This is a genomic window from Roseomonas sp. CECT 9278 (assembly GCF_918698155.1).
Classification (GTDB): domain Bacteria; phylum Pseudomonadota; class Alphaproteobacteria; order Acetobacterales; family Acetobacteraceae; genus Neoroseomonas.
In genome coordinates, this window is sequence record NZ_CAKKLX010000009.1 from 40,679 (window position 1) to 59,575 (window position 18,897).

Here is an 18,897-nt window from a genome sequence, read left to right on the forward strand (position 1 = left end):
CCTGTTGCCCCGACGTGGCGCGGGCGCACATTCTCCCGGCATGACAGGGAGAAACCCATGACCATCCTCCATCGCCGCGGCCTGTTCCTCGGTGCCGCGGGCCTTGCCGCGAGCCTCGCCGTGGCACGCCGTCCGGCCTATGCCCAGGCGCCCGCCGGGCCCTTCACCCTGCCGCCGCTGCCCTATGCGCCCAACGCGAACGAAGCCGCCATCGACGCGATGACCATGGAGATCCACCACGCGCGCCATCACGGCGCGCAGGTGGCCGGGCTGAACGCGGCGGTGCGCGACCAGCCGCAACTGGCCGCGATGCAGCTCGACGACCTGCTGATGCGGCTGTCCCAGGTGCCGGAGGCCATCCGCACCGCCGTGCGCAACAATGGCGGCGGCCATGCCAACCATTCGATGTTCTGGGAGATCATGGGCGGGGCGGGCGGCGAGCCGACCGGCGACCTGAAGGCGGCGATCGACCGCGACCTGGGCGGGATGGAGAAGTTCCGCACCGACTTCAACGCGGCCGGAATGCGCGTGTTCGGCTCGGGCTGGGTCTTCGTGACCGTGACGCCGGCCGGCGCCCTCGCGATCACGACGAAGCCCGGCCAGGACACGCCGCTGATGGACGGGCAGCGCGTGCTGATGGGCAACGACGTCTGGGAGCACGCCTACTACCTGCGCTACCAGAACCGCCGCGCGGACTACCTGGCGTCGTGGTGGAACGTGCTGAACTGGGAGAAGCTCCAGGCGCGCTACGACGCGGCGCGCGGCGGCACGCTCAGGGTCTGACCGGGCGCGGCGGCGCGCCGAACCCGCCGCCGGGGCCAGGCTGATGCAGGACCGGCGGCACGATGCCGCGGCCCGGCCCATGCTATTCGCGCGTGATCCCGGTCGCGCGGATCAGGTCGCCGAAATGGCGCAGGTCGGCGGCGATGGTCGTGGCGAGCTCCTCCGGCGACCCCGCCGCGGGGGTCAGCCCGCCGGCGCGCAGGCGGTCCTGCATCTCGGGCGCGGCGACTGCCTGGCGCATCGCGGCATTCAGCCTGGCCACCAGCGCTGGCGGCAGCCCGGCCGGGCCGGCCAGCGCGAACCAGTTGGGCCGCAGCGCCTCGGGCGCGATCCCCGCCTCCGCCATGGTCGGGACGTTCGGGAATTGCGGCAGCCGCGCCGTGCCGCCGGCCCCCAAGGCCGCCAGCCGTCCATCCTGCACCAGCGCCGCCACCGAGGGCGGCGTGGACACCAGCAGCGCCACGTCGCCTGCCACCGTCGCCGTCGCTGCCGGGCCGGTGCCGCGATAGGGCACGTGCAGCATCCGGATGCCGGCATCGCGCGCGAAGGCCGCGGCATTGAGGTGCGGGATGCTGCCCACCCCGGTGCTGCCGTAGGCGAGCTCCCGCCGCCGCGCCAATTCGACCAGCTGGGCTAGCGAGGTGACGCCGAGCCCCGCATTCACCACCAGCACGTAGTGGCCGGTGGTGGCGATGCCGATGGGCGCGAAGGCGCGGTCCGCGTCGTAGGGCAGCGGCGCGTGCAGGACCGGGTTGACCGAGAATACCTCGCCCGGCGCGACGAGCAGGGTGGTGCCGTCGGGCGTGGACCGCACCACCGCCTCGGCGGCCAGGATGCCGTTCGCGCCGGGGCGGTTCTCGACCAGGATCGTGCGTTGCAGCGGCCCGGCCATGTGCTGCGCCAGCAGCCGCGCGGTCAGGTCCACCGCGCCGCCCGGGGCGACGGACACGATCAGGCGGATCGGGCGCGTGTCGGCCTGCGCCAGCGCGGGCAAAGGCAGCAACGTGGCGAACAAGGCGCGGCGGGCGATGCGGGTCATGCGGGGTTTCCTTCCGGCAGGCCGGCGCGACGGCGCCATTGTTCCCAGGCGCGGTCCATGGCGAAGGGGCGCAGGTTGAATTCCGCCGCGGCCACGGCCTCGCCCGGCGTCAGCGTGCGGACCTGGCCGAGCGCCGCGGCGGCCGCCTGGGCCTGTGCGTTGCGCATGCCGTAGATGCAGCGGAACGCCAGCTCCACCACGCCGCGCGCCGCCACGCTCACGCCATGGCCGCGCATCAGCACGGTCCAGTGGGGGCCGAGCGCCCTGGCCAGGCTGTCGCCCTGCTCCGGGGTCGAGACGAGCAGGTTGGTGTCGCCGAATTCCTCCTGGCTGTCCCAGAGCGGCACGACGGCGCCCATGGTCGCACCCAGGTGGAACACCGGCACCAGCGGCACGCCGGTGATGCAGAAGGGCATCATGGGTGGCGCGTGGTGGTGGCAGACCGCCATGACATCGGGGCGCGTGCGGTAGATCGCGGCATGGATGGCGCGCTCGGCGAAGATGCGCAGGTCGGTCGGCGCCACCGGCGTGCCGTCCAGGTGGAAGGCGAGGATGTCGGCGTCCTCGACCAGTTCGGCGGCGCGCACGCGGGGCATCAGGAACGTGTCCGGCGCCGCGGGGTCGCGGGCCGAGACATGGCCGAAGCTGTCGATCACGCCCTCGGTCGCCAGGATGCGGCTGGCGGCCACGACCTCGCGCAGCAGGGCCTGGGTGCTGATGCTCACGGCTGGTCGTTCTCCCTTGCGTCTGCGCGTGGGCATAGAAGCGTCGCCCGCGCAGCCGCGTCCAACACCTTCGGCTTCGCGCAGCCCTAAGCGATTCCTTCCGCCGGCATGTCGCCCGGCGCGGGCAGCAGCGGATGGGCGAAGGGCCCGAGCGCCTTCGCGAGCACCACCAGCGCGACATGGACCACTTCGGTGAGCACCGCCTCGTGCCGCAGCCGGCCTTGAGGCCCGGTGACGGCGAGGTAGAGCGTGCGCCGCAGGGCCGGCGCTACCACCGGGCGGGCTACCAGCCGCCCCTCGGCCACCTCCTGCGCGACCGTGCCGAAGGGCAGGATGCCGGCGACGCCGCCACGCAGGATCATGTTCTTGATGCCCGGGATCGAGCGGACCTCGTAGGCGAGCCGCGGCGTGAGGCCGAGCTCCCGCGCGGTGCCCTCGACCAGGCTGCGCACGCTGTCGCGCGCCTCGGGCAGCACCAGGGGCTGCGCCAGCGCTTCGGCGAAGGCGACGGAGGTGCCCTGACCGGGGCCGGGCAGCGTCACCAGCGCCAGATCCTCCTGGTACAGGCCGCGTCGCGCGACGCCCGGGATGTCCGGCAGCTCGTAGGCGAGCGCGGCATCGAGGTCGCCCCGTTCGAGCGCATCGGCGAGCAGGTGGCTCATGTCTTCCGCCAGGCTGAGCACCAGGCGCGGCGCGCGCTCGCGCGCCAGCAGGACGATCTCGGGCGCGACCATGTGCATGAGGCTGGGCGTCAGGCCGAGGCGGATGGTCTCGTCCGCGTGGCCGCGCAGGGCCGTGACGTCCTGCCGCGCTGCCTCCACCAGGTCGAGGATGGCGCGGGCGCGCCGCATCAGCAGGCGGCCGGCCTCGGTCGGGGCGGTCCCGCGCGAATGGCGTTCGAGCAAGGCCACGCCGAGCTCCTCCTCCAGCGCGCGGATCTGCATGCCGAGCGCGGGTTGCGCGATGCGCAGCCGGTCGGCGGCGCGCGTCATGCTGCCGGCCTCGGCGGCCTCGATGAAATAGCGGAGCTGGCGCAGGTTCAGGCCGGCATGCCTCCAAGGCGATGGGGCAGCGTGGCAGACGGCCAGCCCCACGACCAGGGGGCCGCCCGGCGCGCCCTTGCCTGTCCGGGTGCGGGGCGCCATACCGCGCCCGTTCTAGACAAGTGGGAGCGCCCGATGCGCGTGAAGGACGTGAAGAAGGTCGTGCTTGCCTATTCCGGCGGGCTCGACACCAGCGTGATCCTGAAGTGGCTGCAGACCACCTATGGCTGCGAGGTGGTGACCTTCACCGCCGACCTCGGCCAGGGCGAGGAACTGGGCCCGGCGCGCGACAAGGCGCTGCTGCTCGGCATCAAGCCCGAGAACATCTTCATCGACGACCTGCGCGAGACCTTCGTGAAGGACTTCGTCTTCCCGATGTTCCGGGCGAATGCGCTGTACGAAGGGATGTACCTGCTGGGCACGTCGATCGCGCGGCCGCTGATCGCGCAGCGGCAGATCGAGATCGCGGAGAAGATGGGTGCGGATGCCGTGGCGCATGGCGCGACTGGCAAGGGCAACGACCAGGTCCGCTTCGAACTCAGCTATTACGCGCTGAAGCCGGACATCAAGATCATCGCGCCGTGGCGCGAATGGGAGCTGACTTCGCGCACCGCGCTGATCGCCTTCGCCGAGCAGCACCAGATCCCGATCGCCAAGGACAAGCGCGGTGAATCGCCGTTCAGCGTGGACGCGAACCTTCTGCACTCGTCGTCCGAGGGCAAGATCCTCGAGGAACCCTGGGATGCGCCGGACGAGATGGTCTGGCAGCGCACGATCTCGCCCATGGATGCGAAGGACGAGGTCACCGAGATCACCATCGAATTCGAGCGCGGCGACGCGGTCGGCATCAATGGCGAGCGCCTGTCGCCCGCCACGCTGCTGACGAAGCTGAATGCGCTGGGCCGCGAGAACGGCATCGGCCGCCTCGACCTGGTGGAGAACCGCTTCGTCGGCATGAAGTCCCGTGGCTGCTACGAGACACCGGGCGGCACGATCCTGTCCGTGGCGCATCGCGCGATGGAATCCATCACGCTGGATCGCGAGGCCTGCCACCTGAAGGACTCGCTGATGCCGCGGTATGCGGAGATCATCTACAACGGCTTCTGGTTCGCCCCCGAGCGCCGGATGCTGCAGGCGCTGATCGACGAGAGCCAGGCGAGCGTGACCGGCACCGTCCGGCTGAAGCTCTACAAGGGCAACACCATCGTGACCGGCCGGCAGTCGCCGCATTCGTTGTACTCGATGAAGCATGTGACCTTCGAGGACGACCAGGGCGCCTATGACCAGTTCGACGCCCAGGGCTTCATCAAGCTGAACGCGCTCCGCCTGCGCCTCGGTGCGATGGCCGGCCGCCGCGGCGGCGCCCTGTAGGTTCCCGCGGTCCAGGGGGCCGTCGCCCCCTGGCGGGGAGGTCCGGAGGGGCAGCGCCCCGCCGGCTCTCAGTCGCTGATGATGGTGGCTGCCCGGATCGGCGCTTCCTGGGTCGCCGCCTCCCGCGCGCTGGCGGAAACCGGCGGTTTGTGATGCTTCCCGGGCTGCTCTACCGTGCCGCGATTCGCCGCGAGGACACGCCATGCCCGCCATTGCCCGCATCTCGCTTGCCGTCGCGCTGCTGGCGTTCGCCGCGCCGGCGGCACTCGCGCAATCCGCCTGTCCCGGCCGCATCTCCGCCAATGCCTTCGCGCCGGTGCCGCGCGATGCCGCCATTACGGTGCCCGACCGCGCCGGCGGGTCGCCGAATGAACAGCGGCTGCGCCGTGCGATCGTGGCCGCGCTGCAAGGCAACGGCCGGCGCATCGCGGCGGATGCGCCCTTCATCCTGTCATGGCGTGGCGGCGTGAGCGCCGAGGGCGACAATTTCGGCGGCTTTGGCGACACCATGCAGGGCCGCAGTTTCCGCGACAGCGACGACCTGTCCTGGGTGCAGAACGTGCCGCGCGCCGGCGGCCGCCGCGTGCCGGTGCTGCGCGTCAGCGGCACGGTGGAACTGCGCGACCGGGCCGCGAACCGGGTGGTCTGGACCGCCGTGATCACCTGCGAACGTCATGGCACGGATGACGAGGCGCTGTTCACGCACCTGGCCGGCGCGGTGGCGCCGCTGCTTGGGCAGTCCGCGGCGGGCCGGCCGTTCTGAGCGCCGGGAGGGCTTTGCCCGCCCGGACCCTCGCGGGCTCCCATCGCAGATGCTCTGCTTCTGCGATGGGTCCCGACGCCGGGGGCCTATGTGCCCTCGGACCCGCGGAGAGAGTGAATGGCCAGGATGGGGGAGGGGCTCGTCGGCGGCACCTGCGCGACGGGCGCGCCATGCCCCTCCTCCCCATCCTGGCCATTTGACCCCGGGTCTGGGAGGCGGCTGCCTCCCAGCGGGGTGTCCGGGGGGCTGGCCCCCCGCCGCGCGGAACCGTAGCCTCCTGCCAAAGCCAGGGAGCGCAAACGTCATGACCACACGCCGGACCATCCTTGCGGGCGCCGCCGGGCTGCTTGCCGCGCCGTCCGTCGCCCGCGCCTGGGAGCCCGCGCGGCCGATCCAGCTGATCGCCGGCTTTCCGCCCGGGGGCGGCACGGACCTCCAGGCGCGCGCCCTGGCCGAGGCCGCGAGCCGCTTCTTCCCCACGCCGCTGGTGGTGATCAACCGCCCAGGCGCCGGCGGCGCGATCGCCGCGCAGCAGGTCGCGGGCATGGCGCCGGACGGGCTGAACCTGCTGGTCGGCGGCGGGTCCGAGAGCACCTCGCTCGCTGCCTTCCGCGACCTGCCCTACGACCCGAAGCGGTCCTTCCGCGCCATCCTGCGCATCACGCGCCAGCCGCTGCTGATCGTGGCGAAGCGCGGCGGGCGCTTCGCCGACCTTGCCGCCGCGGTCGCCGCTGCCAAGGCCTCGCCGGGGTCCGTCACGCACGCCTCCTCGGGCATCGGGTCGATCTACCATGCGGTCTTCGTGCTGTTCTCGGCCGCGGCGGGGTTCGAGATGCTGCACGTGCCCTTCTCGGGCGGTGCGCCGTCCTTGCAGGCGCTGCTGGCGGGCACGGTGGACCTGGCGGTGCTGGCGCCGGAGGAGACCGGCGGGATGGTCCAGTCGGGCGAGATCCGCGCGCTGGCGGTCTGCTCGGCGGAGCGCATCCCGGTCCTGCCCGATGTGCCGACGCTGCGCGAGCAGGGCTGGAACGTGGTGGTCGAGAACATGAAGGGCCTGAACGCACCGGCCGGATTGCCGGACGAGATCTATGCCTCGTTGCATGACCGCTTCCGGCGCGCCTTGCAGGAACCCGCCTGGCGCGGCTTTCTCGACCGCACCGGCACCTTCGAGGGCTACCTGGACGGGCCTGGCTACCAGGCGGCGATGGATGCCGTGCTGGACGGGCTGCGGGCCAGCGTCAGGCGGTGATGCCGGCGGCGGAGCAGCCCTCCGGCCCTCAACCCGCGGGCACGCCCTTCGTCGTCGAGTATTCGAAGTGCAGCGCCTCCCCCGGAAACACCCGGGGGTGGATGGCGTGCGCGGTCATGGCGGCCTCGCTGAAGCCCTGCAGGATCAGCTTCAGCTTGCCCGGATAGGTCGCGATGTCGCCGATGGCGAAGACGCCGTCGATGTTGGTGGCGCAGGTCGCCGGCTGCACGGCGATGTGGCTGCGGTCGAGCCCCAGCCCCCATTCCGCGATCGGGCCCAGTTCCATCGACAGGCCGAAGAAGGCCAGCAGGTGGTCGGCGGGGATGTCGCGTTGCTCGCCCTTCAGCGTGGCGAGGGTGACCGCGTCCAGCTTCGCGCCATCGCCCTTCAGGCCGTGCAGCTGGTAGGGGATGGCCATCTCGACCTCGCCGCGCGCGGCGGCGGCGTCGAGCTGCGCGGCGGTCTCGGGTGCCGCGCGGAATTTCGGGCGGCGATGCACGACCGTGACGGTCGCGATGTCCTTCAGCGACAGCGCCCAGTCCACCGCGGAATCTCCGCCGCCGGCGATCACCACGCGCTTGCCGCGGAAATCCTCGCGCCGCGCCACCAGGTAGCGCACGGCGCCCGAGGCCTCGTAGCCCGGCAGGCCATCGAGCGGCGGACGGTTCGGCCCGAAGGCGCCCGCACCGGCGGCGATGATCACCGCCTTGCAGCGGATGGTGTCGCCGGCGCTGGTGCCCAGCGTCAGCACGCCGCCCTCGCTCATCAGCCGTTCGACGCGCCGGCCGAGCAGGTAGGTAGGTGCGAAGGGCGCGGCCTGTTCCTCCAGCTTCGCAATCAGGTCGGCCCCGGCGATCGAGGGATGCGCCGGCACGTCGAAGATCGGCTTTTCCGGGTACAGCGCGGTGCATTGCCCGCCCACGGCTTCCAGCGCATCGACCACCACCGACTTCATCCGCAGCATGCCGCATTCGAACACCGCGAACAGGCCCACGGGCCCCGCGCCGATGATCGCCACATCCGTATCGATGACGGCCGTCATGGCCACTCCCCCGAATCCTGCCCCGCGTGATAGACGGGACGCCCCGAGGTTCATAGCCGGCGCCCCCCGGCAGGCCCCCCATGCCCCCGACCGTGACATTGGAACTGCCCGACCTTTCCGCCACCCATGCCCTCGCGGCGCGGCTGGCGGCGCTGTTGCGCGCGGGCGACGCGGTGCTGCTGGAAGGCCCGCTGGGGGCGGGCAAAAGCGAACTGGCGCGCGCCGTGCTGCGGGCGGCGGCGGGAGATCCGGCGCTGGAGGTGCCGAGCCCGACCTTCACCCTGGTGCAGTCCTACGAGCTGCCGGCCGGCCCGGCGCATCATTTCGACCTGTATCGGCTGGACGGGCCGGCAGGCTTGGACGAACTCGGCTGGGACGAGGCGCGGGAGGGGATCGTGCTGGTGGAATGGCCGGACCGCCTGGGCGCGCTGGCGCCGCCCGAGGCGCTGCGGATCGCCCTGGCGCCGCTGGACGCCGAGGATGCGCGACATGCGCGCCTGTCCGGCTGGGATGCGCGGCTTCGGGCGCTCGCCGCATGAGGGATGTCGCCGCCTTCCTCGGCGACCACGGCTTCGGTGCGGCGCGCGCGGAGTGGCTGCCGGGCGATGCCTCGCACCGCCGCTACGCGCGGCTGCGCGGCGGGCCGCGCCCGGCACTGCTGATGGATGCGCCGCCGCCCGAGGATGTGCGCCCCTTCGTCGCGGTGGCACGCCACATCGCCGGCATCGGGCTCTCGGCGCCCGACATCATCGCCACCGACGACGCCGCCGGGCTGCTGCTGATCGAGGATTTCGGCGACGCCACGCATGCCGCGCTGCTGGACGCCGGTGAGGCGGCGCTGCCCTGCTACCTCGACGCCGCCGAGGCGCTGGCCGCGCTGCATGAAGCGCCGCCGCCGGCGTCGCTGCCGGCCTGGGGCGGGGCGGAAATGGCGCGCGCCACCGCGGCGACCTTCCTCGACTGGTGGTGGCCGGCGGCGATGGGCGCGCCGGCCGATGCCGACACGCGCGCCGCGCTGGACGCCGCGATCGGCGCCATGGTCGCGCCCTTCGCGCAGGATGGCGCCTTCGTCCATCGCGACTTCTTCCCGGCCAACCTGATGCGGCTTTCCGGTCGCGCAGGGCCGCGCCGCACCGGGTTGCTCGATTTCCAGGACGCCGCGCGCGGCAGCCCGGCCTACGACCTGGTCTCGCTGGTCGAGGATGCGCGGCGCGACGTGGCGCCGGCGGTGCGCGATGCCGCCATCGCGCGGTACCTCGATGCGCGCGGCGGCGTCGATCGCGACCGCTTCCACGCGGCCATGGCGGCCTGCGCGGCGCAGCGGCACCTGCGCGTGGCGGCGCTGTGGGTGCGGCTTGCGCGGCGCGATGCGAAGCCTGGCTACCTGGTGCACGGGCCGCGCTGCTGGCGCCTGCTGGACGCGGCGCTGGCGCATCCCGCGACCCGGCCGCTGCGCGATTTCCTCGATGCGCGCGTCCCGCATGACCTGCGCCGCAATCCCATTGCCGTGACGGAGCCCGCATGATCGACCTGACCCATGCCATGGTGCTCGCCGCCGGCCTCGGAACGCGGATGCGGCCACTGACGGACGACATGCCGAAGCCGATGCTCGACCTGGGGGGGCGGTCGCTGCTGGACCATGCGCTGGATCGGCTGGCGGCGGCCGGCGTGACGCAGGCGGTGGTCAATGCGCATTGGCGGGCGGACCGCGTTGCGGAGGCGATGTCGCTGCGGGACCATCCCTGCGTCGCCTTGCAGCGCGAGGAGGCATTGCTGGAGACCGGCGGCGGCGTGGCGCGCGCGCTGCCGCTGCTGGGCGATGCCCCCTTCGCGGTGGTGAATGGCGACGCCTTTTGGCTGGACGGGCCGACCCCGGCGCTGCGGCGCCTGGCCGCGGCCTTCGACCCCGCGCAGATGGACGCGCTGCTGCTGATGGTCCGCACCACGCAGGTCGATGGCGCGGTGGGGTTGGGGGATTTCCTGCTGGATCCGCTCGGGCGGATGCGGCGGCCGAAGGAGCGCGAGATCGCGCCGTATCTCTATGCGGGGGTGCAGATCCTCTCGCCGGCGCTGTTCGAGGGCGCGCCGTCAGGGGCCTTCAGCCTGAACCGGCTGTATGACCGCGCGGTCGAGAACGGGCGGCTGTTCGGGCTGGTGCATGATGGGGTGTGGTTTCACCTCTCGACGCCGGAGGACCTTCGATACGCGGAGGAGACGCTGCGGGCGGGGCTGGTGCGGGCGTTGTTCTGATGGTTGCGCGACTGGCTGTGGCCTTTGCCGTCCTGGTCGGCTTCCATCTGCCTCAGCGGGCTTGGGCCGCTGACGACCTGTTCGACCTTATACGGCTATTCACCGTGTATTCTCACTGCGCCGGACACAGCGGGAGAATCGGTGCCTTCGTGACGAATGCGGGGCCGGACGCTCGGGCCGACCGTGTTGTCGATCAGGTGGTCGAGGTCTTCCGTCAGGACGGCGGCTCCGTGCTTGTTGCGGGGCATCGGGATACACGCGATGCGGATGGGTCCGACCTTCGGAACGCCGAAGCCGTTGCCCAACTGATCGTTCAGCGTGGCGTCCCGCCGAACCGCATCTGGGTCGCCGGACGTGGTGATACGGAGCCCTTGATCAGCGGCGCGTCAGAGACGGATGCCATGCACAATCGCCGTGTGGAAATCACACCGACGGCGTGGGGCTCCACGTGCCGTCGCGACTATCAGCAACGCGTGGCCGAATCCGTGCGTCAGAACTGCGTCGGCGACGCCGGACGCAACAACGCTTGGGAATGCGAGGTCGGCTTCACCATACTCGGAGGTGGCGTTCCGCCAGCAGCAAACCAGTGGCCGCCGCACGTGTGGCAAAGACGCCGCCCATGAAACGGCCAGGACGGGTGGGATCACGATGAACCTGTTTGCCATCCCGCCCGCGTCGCCCTTCCTCGACACCCTCGCCGCCGGCGTGCTCGCGCGCCTGTCGGATGCCGCGCCCGACGCGCTGGCACGCACCACCATCCTGCTGCCCACGCGCCGCGCCGCGCGTGCGCTGCGCGAGGCCTTTCTGCGCGCCGCCTCCGGTCGCGCGCTGCTGCTGCCGCGCATGCGTGCGCTCGCCGGCCTGTCCACCGAGGATGCCGACGAACTCGCGCTGCCCGACCTGCTCGACCTGGCGCCGGCGGTCGAGCCGCTGACGCGCCAGGCGGTGCTGGCGGCGATGGCCGCGCGCATCCCGCGCCGTGCCGGCGGCCCCGCCACGCCTGAGCAGGCCTGGCTGCTGGCCGGTGAATTGGCGCGGCTGTTCGACGAGATCGCGCTGGAGGAACACGACCTCGATTCCTTGGCGCTGATGACGCCGGGCGAGGTCGCGCAGGGCTGGCTGGCGCGGCTCGATGCGCTGGTGCCCGACCGCCACGCGGCGCATTGGCAGATCACCACCACGGTGCTGCGCGGAATCGCGACCGACTGGAACGGCTGGCTCGACGACCGCGGGCTGCTCGATATCGGGCTGCGGCGCGTGCGCGCCCTGGCGGCGCAGGCCGCGGCGTGGCGCGACGCACCGCCGGCGCATCCGACCATCGCGGCCGGCATCGGCGCCGGCGGCACCATCCCGGCGGCGGCGGCGCTGCTGGGCACGCTGGCGCGCGCGCCGCAGGGTGCCGTGGTGTTGCAGGGCCTGCCGGAAGCGATGGACGACGCGCTGTGGGAGGCCGTGCGCGCATCGCCTACGCATCCGCTCGCGGGCCAGGCGCGGCTGCTCGCGGCGATGGGGGCGTCGCGCAGCGACCTGCTGGCCTGGCATGAACCCTCGCCAGCCGGCGCCGCGCCGGATCGTGCCGTGCTGCTGGGCCGCGCGCTGGCGCCGGCGGCGGGGCTCGCTGCCTGGACGCAGCGCGACCCGGCACGCTGGGATGCGGCGCGTGAGGGGCTGACGCGCCTGGTCGCCGCCGATGCGCAGCAGGAAGCCGCCGCCATTGCGCTGCTGCTGCGCGAGGCGATGGAGACCGAGGGCGCGCGCGCCGCGCTGATCACGCCCGACCGCGACCTGGCGCGGCGCGTCTGCGCCGAGCTCGCGCGCCATGGCATCACCGCCGATGACAGCGCCGGCGCGCCGCTCGCCGAGACCCCTGCCGCTGCTTTCCTGCGCCTGCTGGCGCGCATGGTGGCGGAGGGCTTCGCGCCGGTGCCGCTGCTGTCGGTCCTGAAGCATCCGCTGTGCGCGGGCGGCATGGCGCGGGACGAATGGCTGGCGGCGGCGCGCGCGCTGGAACGCATCGCGCTGCGCGGGCCGCGGCCGGCCGCCGGGCTGGCCGGCCTGCGCGCGTCGGTGAAGGCGGCAGGCGATGCGCCGGCCTCGGTCACGGCGCTGCTCGATGCGCTGGAAGCGGCGCTGGCGGGCTTCGACACGCTGCCCGATGCGCCGGCGCGCCCGCCCGCCGACCTGCTCGCCGCGCATATGGCGGCGGCGGAGGCGCTGGCCGCGACACCCGACCTGCCGGGCGGGCTGCGCCTCTATGCCGGGGAGGAAGGCGAACCGCTGGCGCGCCACCTCGATGCGCTTGCCTCCGCGCTGCCGCACATGCCGCCGATCGCGCCCGCCGATTGGCCGGACCTGTTCGAGGGCGCGCTGGCCGGGCCGGTCGCGCCGTCGCTGCGCGCCTCGCGCGGGCGGGGGGCGGCGGCGCATCCGCGCATCGCGGTGCTCGGCCTGTTGGAAGCGCGGCTGCAATCCTTCGACCGCGTGGTGCTCGGCGCGCTGGAGGAGAGCGTCTGGCCGCAGGCGACCGAACCCGGCCCATGGATGAGCCGCCCGATGCGCGCCGCCTTCGGCCTGCCGGAAGCGGAGGCGCGCATCGGGCGTGTCGCGGCGGATTTCCTGTTCGCCGCGGCTTCGGCGCGCGGGGCGGTGCTGTCATCGGCGCTGCGGCGTGGCGGGTCGCCGCGCGTGCCGGCGCGCTGGATGGTGCGGCTGGACACCTTCCTGGCGGGGCAGGGCGGGATGGCGCTCGTGGCATCGACCGCTGCGGGATGGGCGACGGCGCTGGATGCGCCGGGCGTGGTGGCACACTGCGCGCGGCCGGCCCCCACGCCGCCGGCGGTGCTGCGGCCGCGGCGCCTGACCGTCTCCGATGCCGCGCTGCTGATCGCCGACCCCTACGCCTTCTACGCGAAGCGCGTGTTGCGGCTGCAGCCGCTGAAGGCGCTGGAGGAGGATGTCGGCGCCATCGAATACGGCACGCTGGTGCACGACGCGATGGCGGGCTTCCTGCGCGCGCTGCCGCTGGCCTGGCCGGGCGAGGAGGCCGCGCGCGCGACCTGGACGCGCGCCAGCGAGGCGGCGCTGAGCGTCCATGCCGACCGGCCCGGCATCCTCGCCTTCTGGGCGCCGCGGCTGGCGAATATCGGTGACTTCGTGATCGCCGAGGAAGCCGCGCTGCGCGGCGATGGCGGCCTGATCGCCTGCCATGTCGAGACCAAGGGCAAAGCCGCACTGTCGCTGCCGGGCGGCGAGGTCGAGATCGAGGCACGCGCCGACCGGCTCGACCAGCTCTCCTCCGGCGGGTGGCGCGTGGTGGACTACAAGACCGGCACGGTCCCGAAGGAAGCGGCGCTGGCCGATGGCGGCGCGCCGCAACTGCCCATCGAGGCCTGGCTGCTGCGGCAGGGTGCCTTCCGCGGCACGCCGGGGGTCGCGCGCGACCTGATCTACTGGCGCCTGACCGGCGGCGAGCAGCCTGGCGAGGTCAAGAAAATCGACGCCACCGCGCTGGACTATGCGGCGATCGCGCAGGAGCGGCTGGAGCATCTCGCGGCGCGCTGGCTGCTGGGTGACGCGCCGTTTGCCTCGCGCCCGCATCCGTCGCGCAGCGCGGCGGGCGGCGACTACGACCACCTGGCGCGGGTGGACGAATGGTCGGCCGGGGAGGGCGAGGCATGAGCGAGTCGCCCCGCCAACGCGCCGAACACGCGCAGTCCCGCGCATCGGACCCGGCGGCTTCGGCCTGGGTGGAGGCGTCGGCCGGGTCGGGCAAGACCAAGCTGCTGACCGACCGCGTGCTGCGCCTGTTGCTGGCGGGTGTCGAGCCCGGCCGCATCCTGTGCCTGACCTTCACCAAGGCGGCGGCGGCCGAGATGGCGACGCGCCTGGCGCGCGCCCTGGGTGGCTGGGCGACGGCGGAGGATGCGGCGCTGGACGCCGCGCTGGGCGCGCTGACCGGGCGCGTGCCGGATGCCGCGGAGCGTACCGCGGCGCGCGCGCTGTTCGTGCGCGTGCTGGAGCAGCCGGGCGGGATGCGGATTTCCACCATCCATGCTTTTGCACAGTCGCTGCTGCGCGCCTTCCCGCTGGAAGCCGGGCTCGCACCGCAATTCGCGGTGGTCGAGGACCAGGATGCACGCGCGATGCTGGCGCGCGAGCGCGAGGCGGTGCTGGCCGGCAGGCCGGATCGCGCGGCGCTCGATCACCTCGCGCGGCTGGTGCCGCCGACGCGATTTGCCGAGGTGGTCGGGACGCTGGCGGCGACGCGCGGGCGGCTGCTGCGCGCGGTGGATGCGCGCCAGGGGCTGGCGGGGTTCGAGGGCGCGCTGGCGCATGCGCTGGGCTTGCTGCCGGGCGAGGCCACCGAGGATGCGGTGCTGGATGCGGCCTGTACGGGCGTGGGTGCGTCGGTGCCGCGCGCCGGTGCGCTGCTGCGCGCCAGCGGCAACGCCAACGACCAGGCGCGTGGCACTGAGATCGCCGCCTGGCTGGCGCGCGATGCCACCGCGCGCGCAGCGCATTGGGAGGGGTGGCGCGGCCTGCTGCTCACCGAAAAGAACGAGCCGCGCAAGAGGTTCGCGACGCAGAAGGCCGGCGCCGACGCGCCCTTCATCCAGGACACGCTGACGGCGGAGGCGGAGCGCGTGCAGGCGGCCGAGCAGGCCCGCGCCGCCGCCCGCGTGCTGGCCGCCACCATGGCGCTGCTGGCGATCGGCACGCCGGTCCTGCGCCGCTACGAGGCCGCCAAGGCGCGCGCCGGCATGCTCGACTACGACGACCTGATCCGTGGTGCCGAGCGCCTGCTGGAGGATCCGGGCAGCGCCTGGGTGCTGTTCAAGCTGGATGGCGGGCTCGATCATGTTCTGCTGGACGAGGCGCAGGATTCCAACCCCGACCAATGGGGCATCGTGCGCGCGCTGACCGGCGAGTTCTTCGCCGGCGAGGGTGCGCGCGAGCAGGGCCGCACCGTCTTCGCGGTGGGCGACGTCAAGCAGTCGATCTACGGCTTCCAGGGCGCCGATGCCGAGGGCTTCGCGCGGGAGCGCGCGCATTACGGCGATGTCGTGCCACGCGCCGGGCTGGATTTCCGCCCGGTGCCGCTCGACGTGTCGTTCCGGTCCACCGCGCCGGTGCTGGCGCTGGTCGATGCCGTGTTTGCCGGCGGCGAGGCGCGCGAGGGCGTGGTCCAGGGCGAGGCGCCGCTGCGCCATTACGCCGATCGCGCCGGCCACGCCGGCAGCGTGGAATTGTGGCCGCTGCTGGAGGTCGGCGCGGCCGAGGCCCCGCCACCCTGGGCCCCGCCCGATGCGCCGGTGGATGGCGAAGGTGCGGCGCCGCGCCTGGCCGGGCTGCTCGCGCAGCGCATCCGCTTCATGCTGGACCACGAGACGCTGCCCGCGCGCGTCGAGCGCGGCGCGGACCAGCCGGAGGGGCGGCCGGTGCGGCCGGGGGATATCCTGGTGCTGCTGCGATCCCGCGCGCGCGGCGGCTTCCTGGCGGCGCTGGTGCGGGCGCTGAAGGACCTCCGCATTCCGGTTGGCGGCGTGGACCGCATGGTGCTGGCCGAGCAGATCGCCGTGCAGGACCTGCTGGCGCTGGCCGATGTGATGCTGCTGCCGGAGGACGACCTCACGCTTGCCGCGCTGCTGAAGTCCCCGCTGGTCGGGCTGGACGAGGACGAGGTCTACGCGCTGGCGCAGCCACGGCAGGGGTCGCTGTGGGGTGCGCTGTCGGCGCATCGTGGCGCCGAGACGCGCCTTGGCCGCGTGGCGGACTGGATCGCGCAGCAGATGGCGCGCGCCGATTTCGCGACGCCGCATGCGCTGTTCGCCGACGTGCTGGGCGGGCCGGGGCCGATCGACGCGCGCGCCGGGCGGGCGCGGATGCTCGCCCGGCTCGGCCCCGATGCGGCGGATCCGATGGACGAGTTCCTGAACGCCGCGCTGGAGCATGAGCGCGCGCATCCGCCGTCCCTGCAGGGCTTCGTGCACCGCCTGCGGCAGGGCGGTGCGGAGGTGAAGCGCGAGGCGGAAGGCGTGGGCGACGCCGTGCGCATCATGACCGTGCATGGCGCCAAGGGCCTGCAGGCGCCGATCGTCATCCTGCCCGACACCACCGGCGACCCGCCCGACCGCGCCGCGCTGCGCTGGATCGAGGACGACCTGCCGGCCTGGGCGCCGAAGCAGAAGGGCTTCGCCGCCACCGCGCTGTCCGACCGCCGCCAGGACGACAAGGATGCCGAGGCGCGCGAGCAGCACCGGCTGCTGTATGTGGCGCTGACGCGCGCGGAGGATCGCCTGGTGGTCTGCGGCTGGCAGGGGCGGCGCGCAGTGCCGGGCGGCTGCTGGTATCGACTGGTCGAACAGGGCTTCTCTCGACTGGACGGCGCGCAGGCGGACCCCTTCGGCGGGCCGGAGGAGATGTTCCCGGCCGACGCCGTCGTGCACCGGCTGGAAGCGCCGCAGACCGCGCCGCCGCGCATCGAGGACCCGCCACGGGTCGCGGCTGCCGCGACCGCGTTGCCTGGCTGGGCGCGTGTGCCGGCGCGGGTCGAGACGCCGGAAGGGGCGGTGGCGCCGTCGGCCTTGCCCGGCGAGGAGGAGACGCCCGCCGCGCCGCCGCGACCCTCCGACGATCCGCGCGGCCTGCGCTTCCGTCGCGGCCGATTGGTGCATGCGTTGTTGCAGCACCTGCCGGACCACGCGCCCGCGATGCGCGCGGATGTCGCGCGGCGCTACCTGGCGCGGCCGGGGCATGGGCTGGATGCGGCGGAGCAGTCGGCGGTGCTGCACGAGGTGACCGCGCTGCTGGAAGCCCCGCTGGTCGCGGCGGCGCTCGGCCCCGGCAGCCTGGCGGAGGCGCCGCTGGCCGGGCGCGTCGGCGGGCGGCTGATTGCCGGCCAGGTGGACCGGTTGCTGGTGGAGCCCGGTCGCGTGCTGGTGCTGGACTACAAGACCAACCGGCCGCCGCCGATGGATGTGGCGGCGGTGGCGCCGCTGTATCTGCGGCAGATGGCGGCGTATCGCGCGCTGCTGCGTGCGGCGTTTCCCGGCCGGCGGGTGGAATGCGCGCTGGTCTGGACCTATGGCGCGAGGGTCATGGCGTTGCCGGACGCATTGCTGGACCGGCACGCGCCGGCGCCGTGATTGCGCCAGAATCTGATCGCGCGACGGCGCGATCCGGGAGCGCACGGCGCGACAGCGCCCGGACCGTCAGTCGCGCGCAGTGCGCCAGTGCGTGGCGTGAAAGCCAGGGCGGCGCAGGCCGGCGCCCGGCACCCGAGGGCGCAAAATGCGGATCGTGCGGCTGCACGATCCGGGAGCGCAAAGCGCGACCGCGCCCAGACCGTCAGCGATGCCAGGCGCGCCAGTGCGTGGCGCGCAAGCCAAGCCGCCAGAGGCGGCGCCCGGCGCTTGAGGGCGCAAAACGACTCAGCGAGCGAGCTCTTGCTCCACGAGCCTGGCGAAGACCGAGGCGCCGAGCGGGATCAGGTCGTCGTTGAAGTCGAAGCGCGGATTGTGCAGGCCGACCGTATGCCGCCCGCCATCGCCCTGGCCGATGCCGATGAAGGCGCCCGGGCACTTCTGCAGCATGTAGGAGAAATCCTCCGCCCCCATGCGCGGGGGCGCGTTGCGGTGGATGCGCGTATCCCCAAGCACCGCTGCCGCGGCGGCCTGCGCGCGCAGCGTTTCGGCCTCGTGGTTGATGGTGGGCGGATAGCCGCGCGTGAAGGCGAGTTCCGCACGCGCGCCATGCGCTTCCGCGATGGCCTTCACGATGGTGCCGAGGCGCGCTTCCACCATGTCCTGCACCTCGGTCCGGAAGGTGCGCACGGTACCGTTGAGCTCGGCGATCTCGGGGATGACATTGCCGGCCGAACCGGCGTGGAACTGGCACAGGCTGACCACCGCGGTGTCGATCGGGTCCATCGATCGCGAGACGATGGACTGCGCCGCCACCACGATCTGCGCGCCGACCAGCACGGGGTCGATGCAGATCTGCGGGCGCGAGGCATGGCCGCCCTTGCCATGGATGGTGATGCTGATGCGGTCGGCGGCGGCCAGCACCGGGCCGGCGGTGATGCGCGCCTCGCCCAGGGGCAGTTCCGGGTCGTTGTGCAGGGCATAGACCTGGTCGGTGGGGAAGCGGTCGAAAAGGCCTTCTTCCACCATCACGCGGCCGCCGCCGCCGCCTTCCTCCGCCGGCTGGAAAATGAAGTGGACGGTGCCGTCGAAGTTCTTCGTCTCGGCCAGGTAGCGCGCGGCACCCAGCAGCATGGTGGTGTGCCCGTCATGGCCGCAGGCATGCATCTGGCCGGGCGTGGTGGACCGGTGCGGCATGTCGTTGGCTTCCTGCATGGGCAGGCAGTCCATGTCGGCGCGCAGGCCGATGCTGCGCTTCGAGGAACCGCTGCGGAGCACGCCGACCAGGCCGGTGCCGGCGATGCCGCGATGCACCTCGATCCCCCAGGCCGCCAGTTGCTGCGCCACCAGCTCCGAGGTGCGGTGTTCCTGGAACCCCATCTCCGGATGCGCGTGGATGTCGCGGCGCGTGGCCGCGAGCTCGGGCTGGAAATCGGCGATGCGGTTGTAGATCGGCAAGGTCGTGTCCCCGTTCGGTCAGGTGAGCGTAG

General features: G+C 73.1%; 15 protein-coding genes. 10 read left to right on the forward strand and 5 right to left on the reverse strand.

The annotated features are described in order from the left end of the window. Positions 1-57 precede the first annotated feature (57 nt). The gene (locus tag LQ222_RS08355) at positions 58-783 is read left to right on the forward strand and encodes a superoxide dismutase (protein ID WP_230165727.1); all 726 of its coding nucleotides are present in this window, start codon (positions 58-60) and stop codon (positions 781-783) included. Positions 784-865: 82 nt separating this feature from the next. On the opposite strand, the gene LQ222_RS08360 is transcribed toward LQ222_RS08355, so the two are convergent. The 3 genes from LQ222_RS08360 to LQ222_RS08370 all read right to left on the reverse strand — a co-directional run bounded on the left by LQ222_RS08360 (position 866) and on the right by LQ222_RS08370 (position 3,692). Next, on the reverse strand, positions 866-1,822 hold the full coding sequence (locus LQ222_RS08360; RefSeq protein WP_230165728.1) for a tripartite tricarboxylate transporter substrate binding protein: 957 nt from the start codon (positions 1,820-1,822) through the stop codon (positions 866-868). After that, positions 1,819-2,547 (reverse strand): class II aldolase/adducin family protein, encoded by a 729-nt coding sequence (locus tag LQ222_RS08365; RefSeq protein WP_230165729.1) that lies wholly within the window; start codon positions 2,545-2,547, stop codon positions 1,819-1,821. The genes LQ222_RS08360 and LQ222_RS08365 overlap by 4 nt, the downstream gene beginning before the upstream one ends. Positions 2,548-2,633: 86 nt before the next feature. Beyond that, entirely contained in the window at positions 2,634-3,692 is a 1,059-nt protein-coding gene (locus LQ222_RS08370; protein ID WP_230165731.1) for a LysR family transcriptional regulator, read from the reverse strand. Positions 3,693-3,725: 33 nt separating this feature from the next. Between LQ222_RS08370 and LQ222_RS08375 the strand changes: the two genes are divergently transcribed. From LQ222_RS08375 to LQ222_RS08385, 3 genes are all read left to right on the forward strand, one after another. Then, complete coding sequence (locus tag LQ222_RS08375) at positions 3,726-4,961, forward strand: argininosuccinate synthase (protein ID WP_230165733.1); 1,236 nt, start codon at positions 3,726-3,728, stop codon at positions 4,959-4,961. Positions 4,962-5,163: 202 nt separating this feature from the next. Further along, positions 5,164-5,724, forward strand: a complete 561-nt coding sequence (locus LQ222_RS08380) for a hypothetical protein (protein ID WP_230165734.1) — start codon at positions 5,164-5,166, stop codon at positions 5,722-5,724. 304 nt (positions 5,725-6,028) lie between these two features. After that, positions 6,029-6,973 carry a tripartite tricarboxylate transporter substrate binding protein gene (locus LQ222_RS08385; RefSeq protein WP_230165736.1) on the forward strand — a complete coding sequence of 315 codons (945 nt, stop codon included), beginning with the start codon at positions 6,029-6,031 and terminating at the stop codon, positions 6,971-6,973. A 28-nt stretch (positions 6,974-7,001) separates the two neighbouring features. On the opposite strand, the gene LQ222_RS08390 is transcribed toward LQ222_RS08385, so the two are convergent. Continuing rightward, positions 7,002-8,015: an NAD(P)/FAD-dependent oxidoreductase gene (locus LQ222_RS08390; RefSeq protein WP_230165738.1), complete on the reverse strand. Its 1,014-nt coding sequence runs from the start codon at positions 8,013-8,015 to the stop codon at positions 7,002-7,004. A gap of 80 nt (positions 8,016-8,095) precedes the next feature. On the opposite strand from LQ222_RS08390, the gene tsaE reads away from it, so the two are divergent. From tsaE to addA, 6 genes are read left to right on the forward strand one after another with little or no spacing between them, the layout of a single operon-like run. Beyond that, complete coding sequence (gene tsaE / locus LQ222_RS08395; RefSeq protein ID WP_230165740.1) at positions 8,096-8,554, forward strand: tRNA (adenosine(37)-N6)-threonylcarbamoyltransferase complex ATPase subunit type 1 TsaE; 459 nt, start codon at positions 8,096-8,098, stop codon at positions 8,552-8,554. After that, positions 8,551-9,540 (forward strand): aminoglycoside phosphotransferase family protein, encoded by a 990-nt coding sequence (locus tag LQ222_RS08400; protein WP_230165741.1) that lies wholly within the window; start codon positions 8,551-8,553, stop codon positions 9,538-9,540. Before tsaE ends, LQ222_RS08400 begins: the two co-directional genes overlap by 4 nt. Then, positions 9,537-10,265, forward strand: coding sequence for a nucleotidyltransferase family protein (locus LQ222_RS08405; protein WP_230165742.1), 729 nt, complete (start codon positions 9,537-9,539; stop codon positions 10,263-10,265). The genes LQ222_RS08400 and LQ222_RS08405 overlap by 4 nt, the downstream gene beginning before the upstream one ends. Then, positions 10,265-10,888 carry an OmpA family protein gene (locus LQ222_RS08410; protein WP_230165743.1) on the forward strand — a complete coding sequence of 208 codons (624 nt, stop codon included), beginning with the start codon at positions 10,265-10,267 and terminating at the stop codon, positions 10,886-10,888. The genes LQ222_RS08405 and LQ222_RS08410 overlap by 1 nt, the downstream gene beginning before the upstream one ends. Positions 10,889-10,913: 25 nt before the next feature. Then, positions 10,914-13,943 (forward strand): double-strand break repair protein AddB, encoded by a 3,030-nt coding sequence (gene addB, locus LQ222_RS08415; RefSeq protein ID WP_230165744.1) that lies wholly within the window; start codon positions 10,914-10,916, stop codon positions 13,941-13,943. Continuing rightward, a complete protein-coding gene (addA, locus tag LQ222_RS08420) occupies positions 13,940-17,410 on the forward strand; it encodes a double-strand break repair helicase AddA (RefSeq protein ID WP_230165745.1) in 3,471 nt (1,156 codons plus the stop codon). Before addB ends, addA begins: the two co-directional genes overlap by 4 nt. 285 nt (positions 17,411-17,695) lie before the next feature. Here addA and LQ222_RS08425 read toward each other — a convergent pair whose 3' ends face one another. Beyond that, complete coding sequence (locus LQ222_RS08425; protein WP_230165746.1) at positions 17,696-18,865, reverse strand: M20 aminoacylase family protein; 1,170 nt, start codon at positions 18,863-18,865, stop codon at positions 17,696-17,698. Between the last annotated feature and the right edge of the window lie 32 nt (positions 18,866-18,897).

What these genes read in the sequence shown, in the direction of transcription:
- LQ222_RS08355 (WP_230165727.1), top strand. Translation starts at nt 58, where the DNA reads ATGACCATCCTCCATCGCCGCGGCCTGTTCCTCGGTGCCGCGGGCCTT.
- LQ222_RS08360 (WP_230165728.1), bottom strand. Translation starts at nt 1,822, where the DNA reads ATGACCCGCATCGCCCGCCGCGCCTTGTTCGCCACGTTGCTGCCTTTG.
- LQ222_RS08370 (WP_230165731.1), bottom strand. Translation starts at nt 3,692, where the DNA reads ATGGCGCCCCGCACCCGGACAGGCAAGGGCGCGCCGGGCGGCCCCCTG.
- LQ222_RS08375 (WP_230165733.1), top strand. Translation starts at nt 3,726, where the DNA reads ATGCGCGTGAAGGACGTGAAGAAGGTCGTGCTTGCCTATTCCGGCGGG.
- LQ222_RS08380 (WP_230165734.1), top strand. Translation starts at nt 5,164, where the DNA reads ATGCCCGCCATTGCCCGCATCTCGCTTGCCGTCGCGCTGCTGGCGTTC.
- LQ222_RS08385 (WP_230165736.1), top strand. Translation starts at nt 6,029, where the DNA reads ATGACCACACGCCGGACCATCCTTGCGGGCGCCGCCGGGCTGCTTGCC.
- LQ222_RS08390 (WP_230165738.1), bottom strand. Translation starts at nt 8,015, where the DNA reads ATGACGGCCGTCATCGATACGGATGTGGCGATCATCGGCGCGGGGCCC.
- tsaE (WP_230165740.1), top strand. Translation starts at nt 8,096, where the DNA reads ATGCCCCCGACCGTGACATTGGAACTGCCCGACCTTTCCGCCACCCAT.
- LQ222_RS08400 (WP_230165741.1), top strand. Translation starts at nt 8,551, where the DNA reads ATGAGGGATGTCGCCGCCTTCCTCGGCGACCACGGCTTCGGTGCGGCG.
- LQ222_RS08405 (WP_230165742.1), top strand. Translation starts at nt 9,537, where the DNA reads ATGATCGACCTGACCCATGCCATGGTGCTCGCCGCCGGCCTCGGAACG.
- LQ222_RS08410 (WP_230165743.1), top strand. Translation starts at nt 10,265, where the DNA reads ATGGTTGCGCGACTGGCTGTGGCCTTTGCCGTCCTGGTCGGCTTCCAT.
- addB (WP_230165744.1), top strand. Translation starts at nt 10,914, where the DNA reads ATGAACCTGTTTGCCATCCCGCCCGCGTCGCCCTTCCTCGACACCCTC.
- addA (WP_230165745.1), top strand. Translation starts at nt 13,940, where the DNA reads ATGAGCGAGTCGCCCCGCCAACGCGCCGAACACGCGCAGTCCCGCGCA.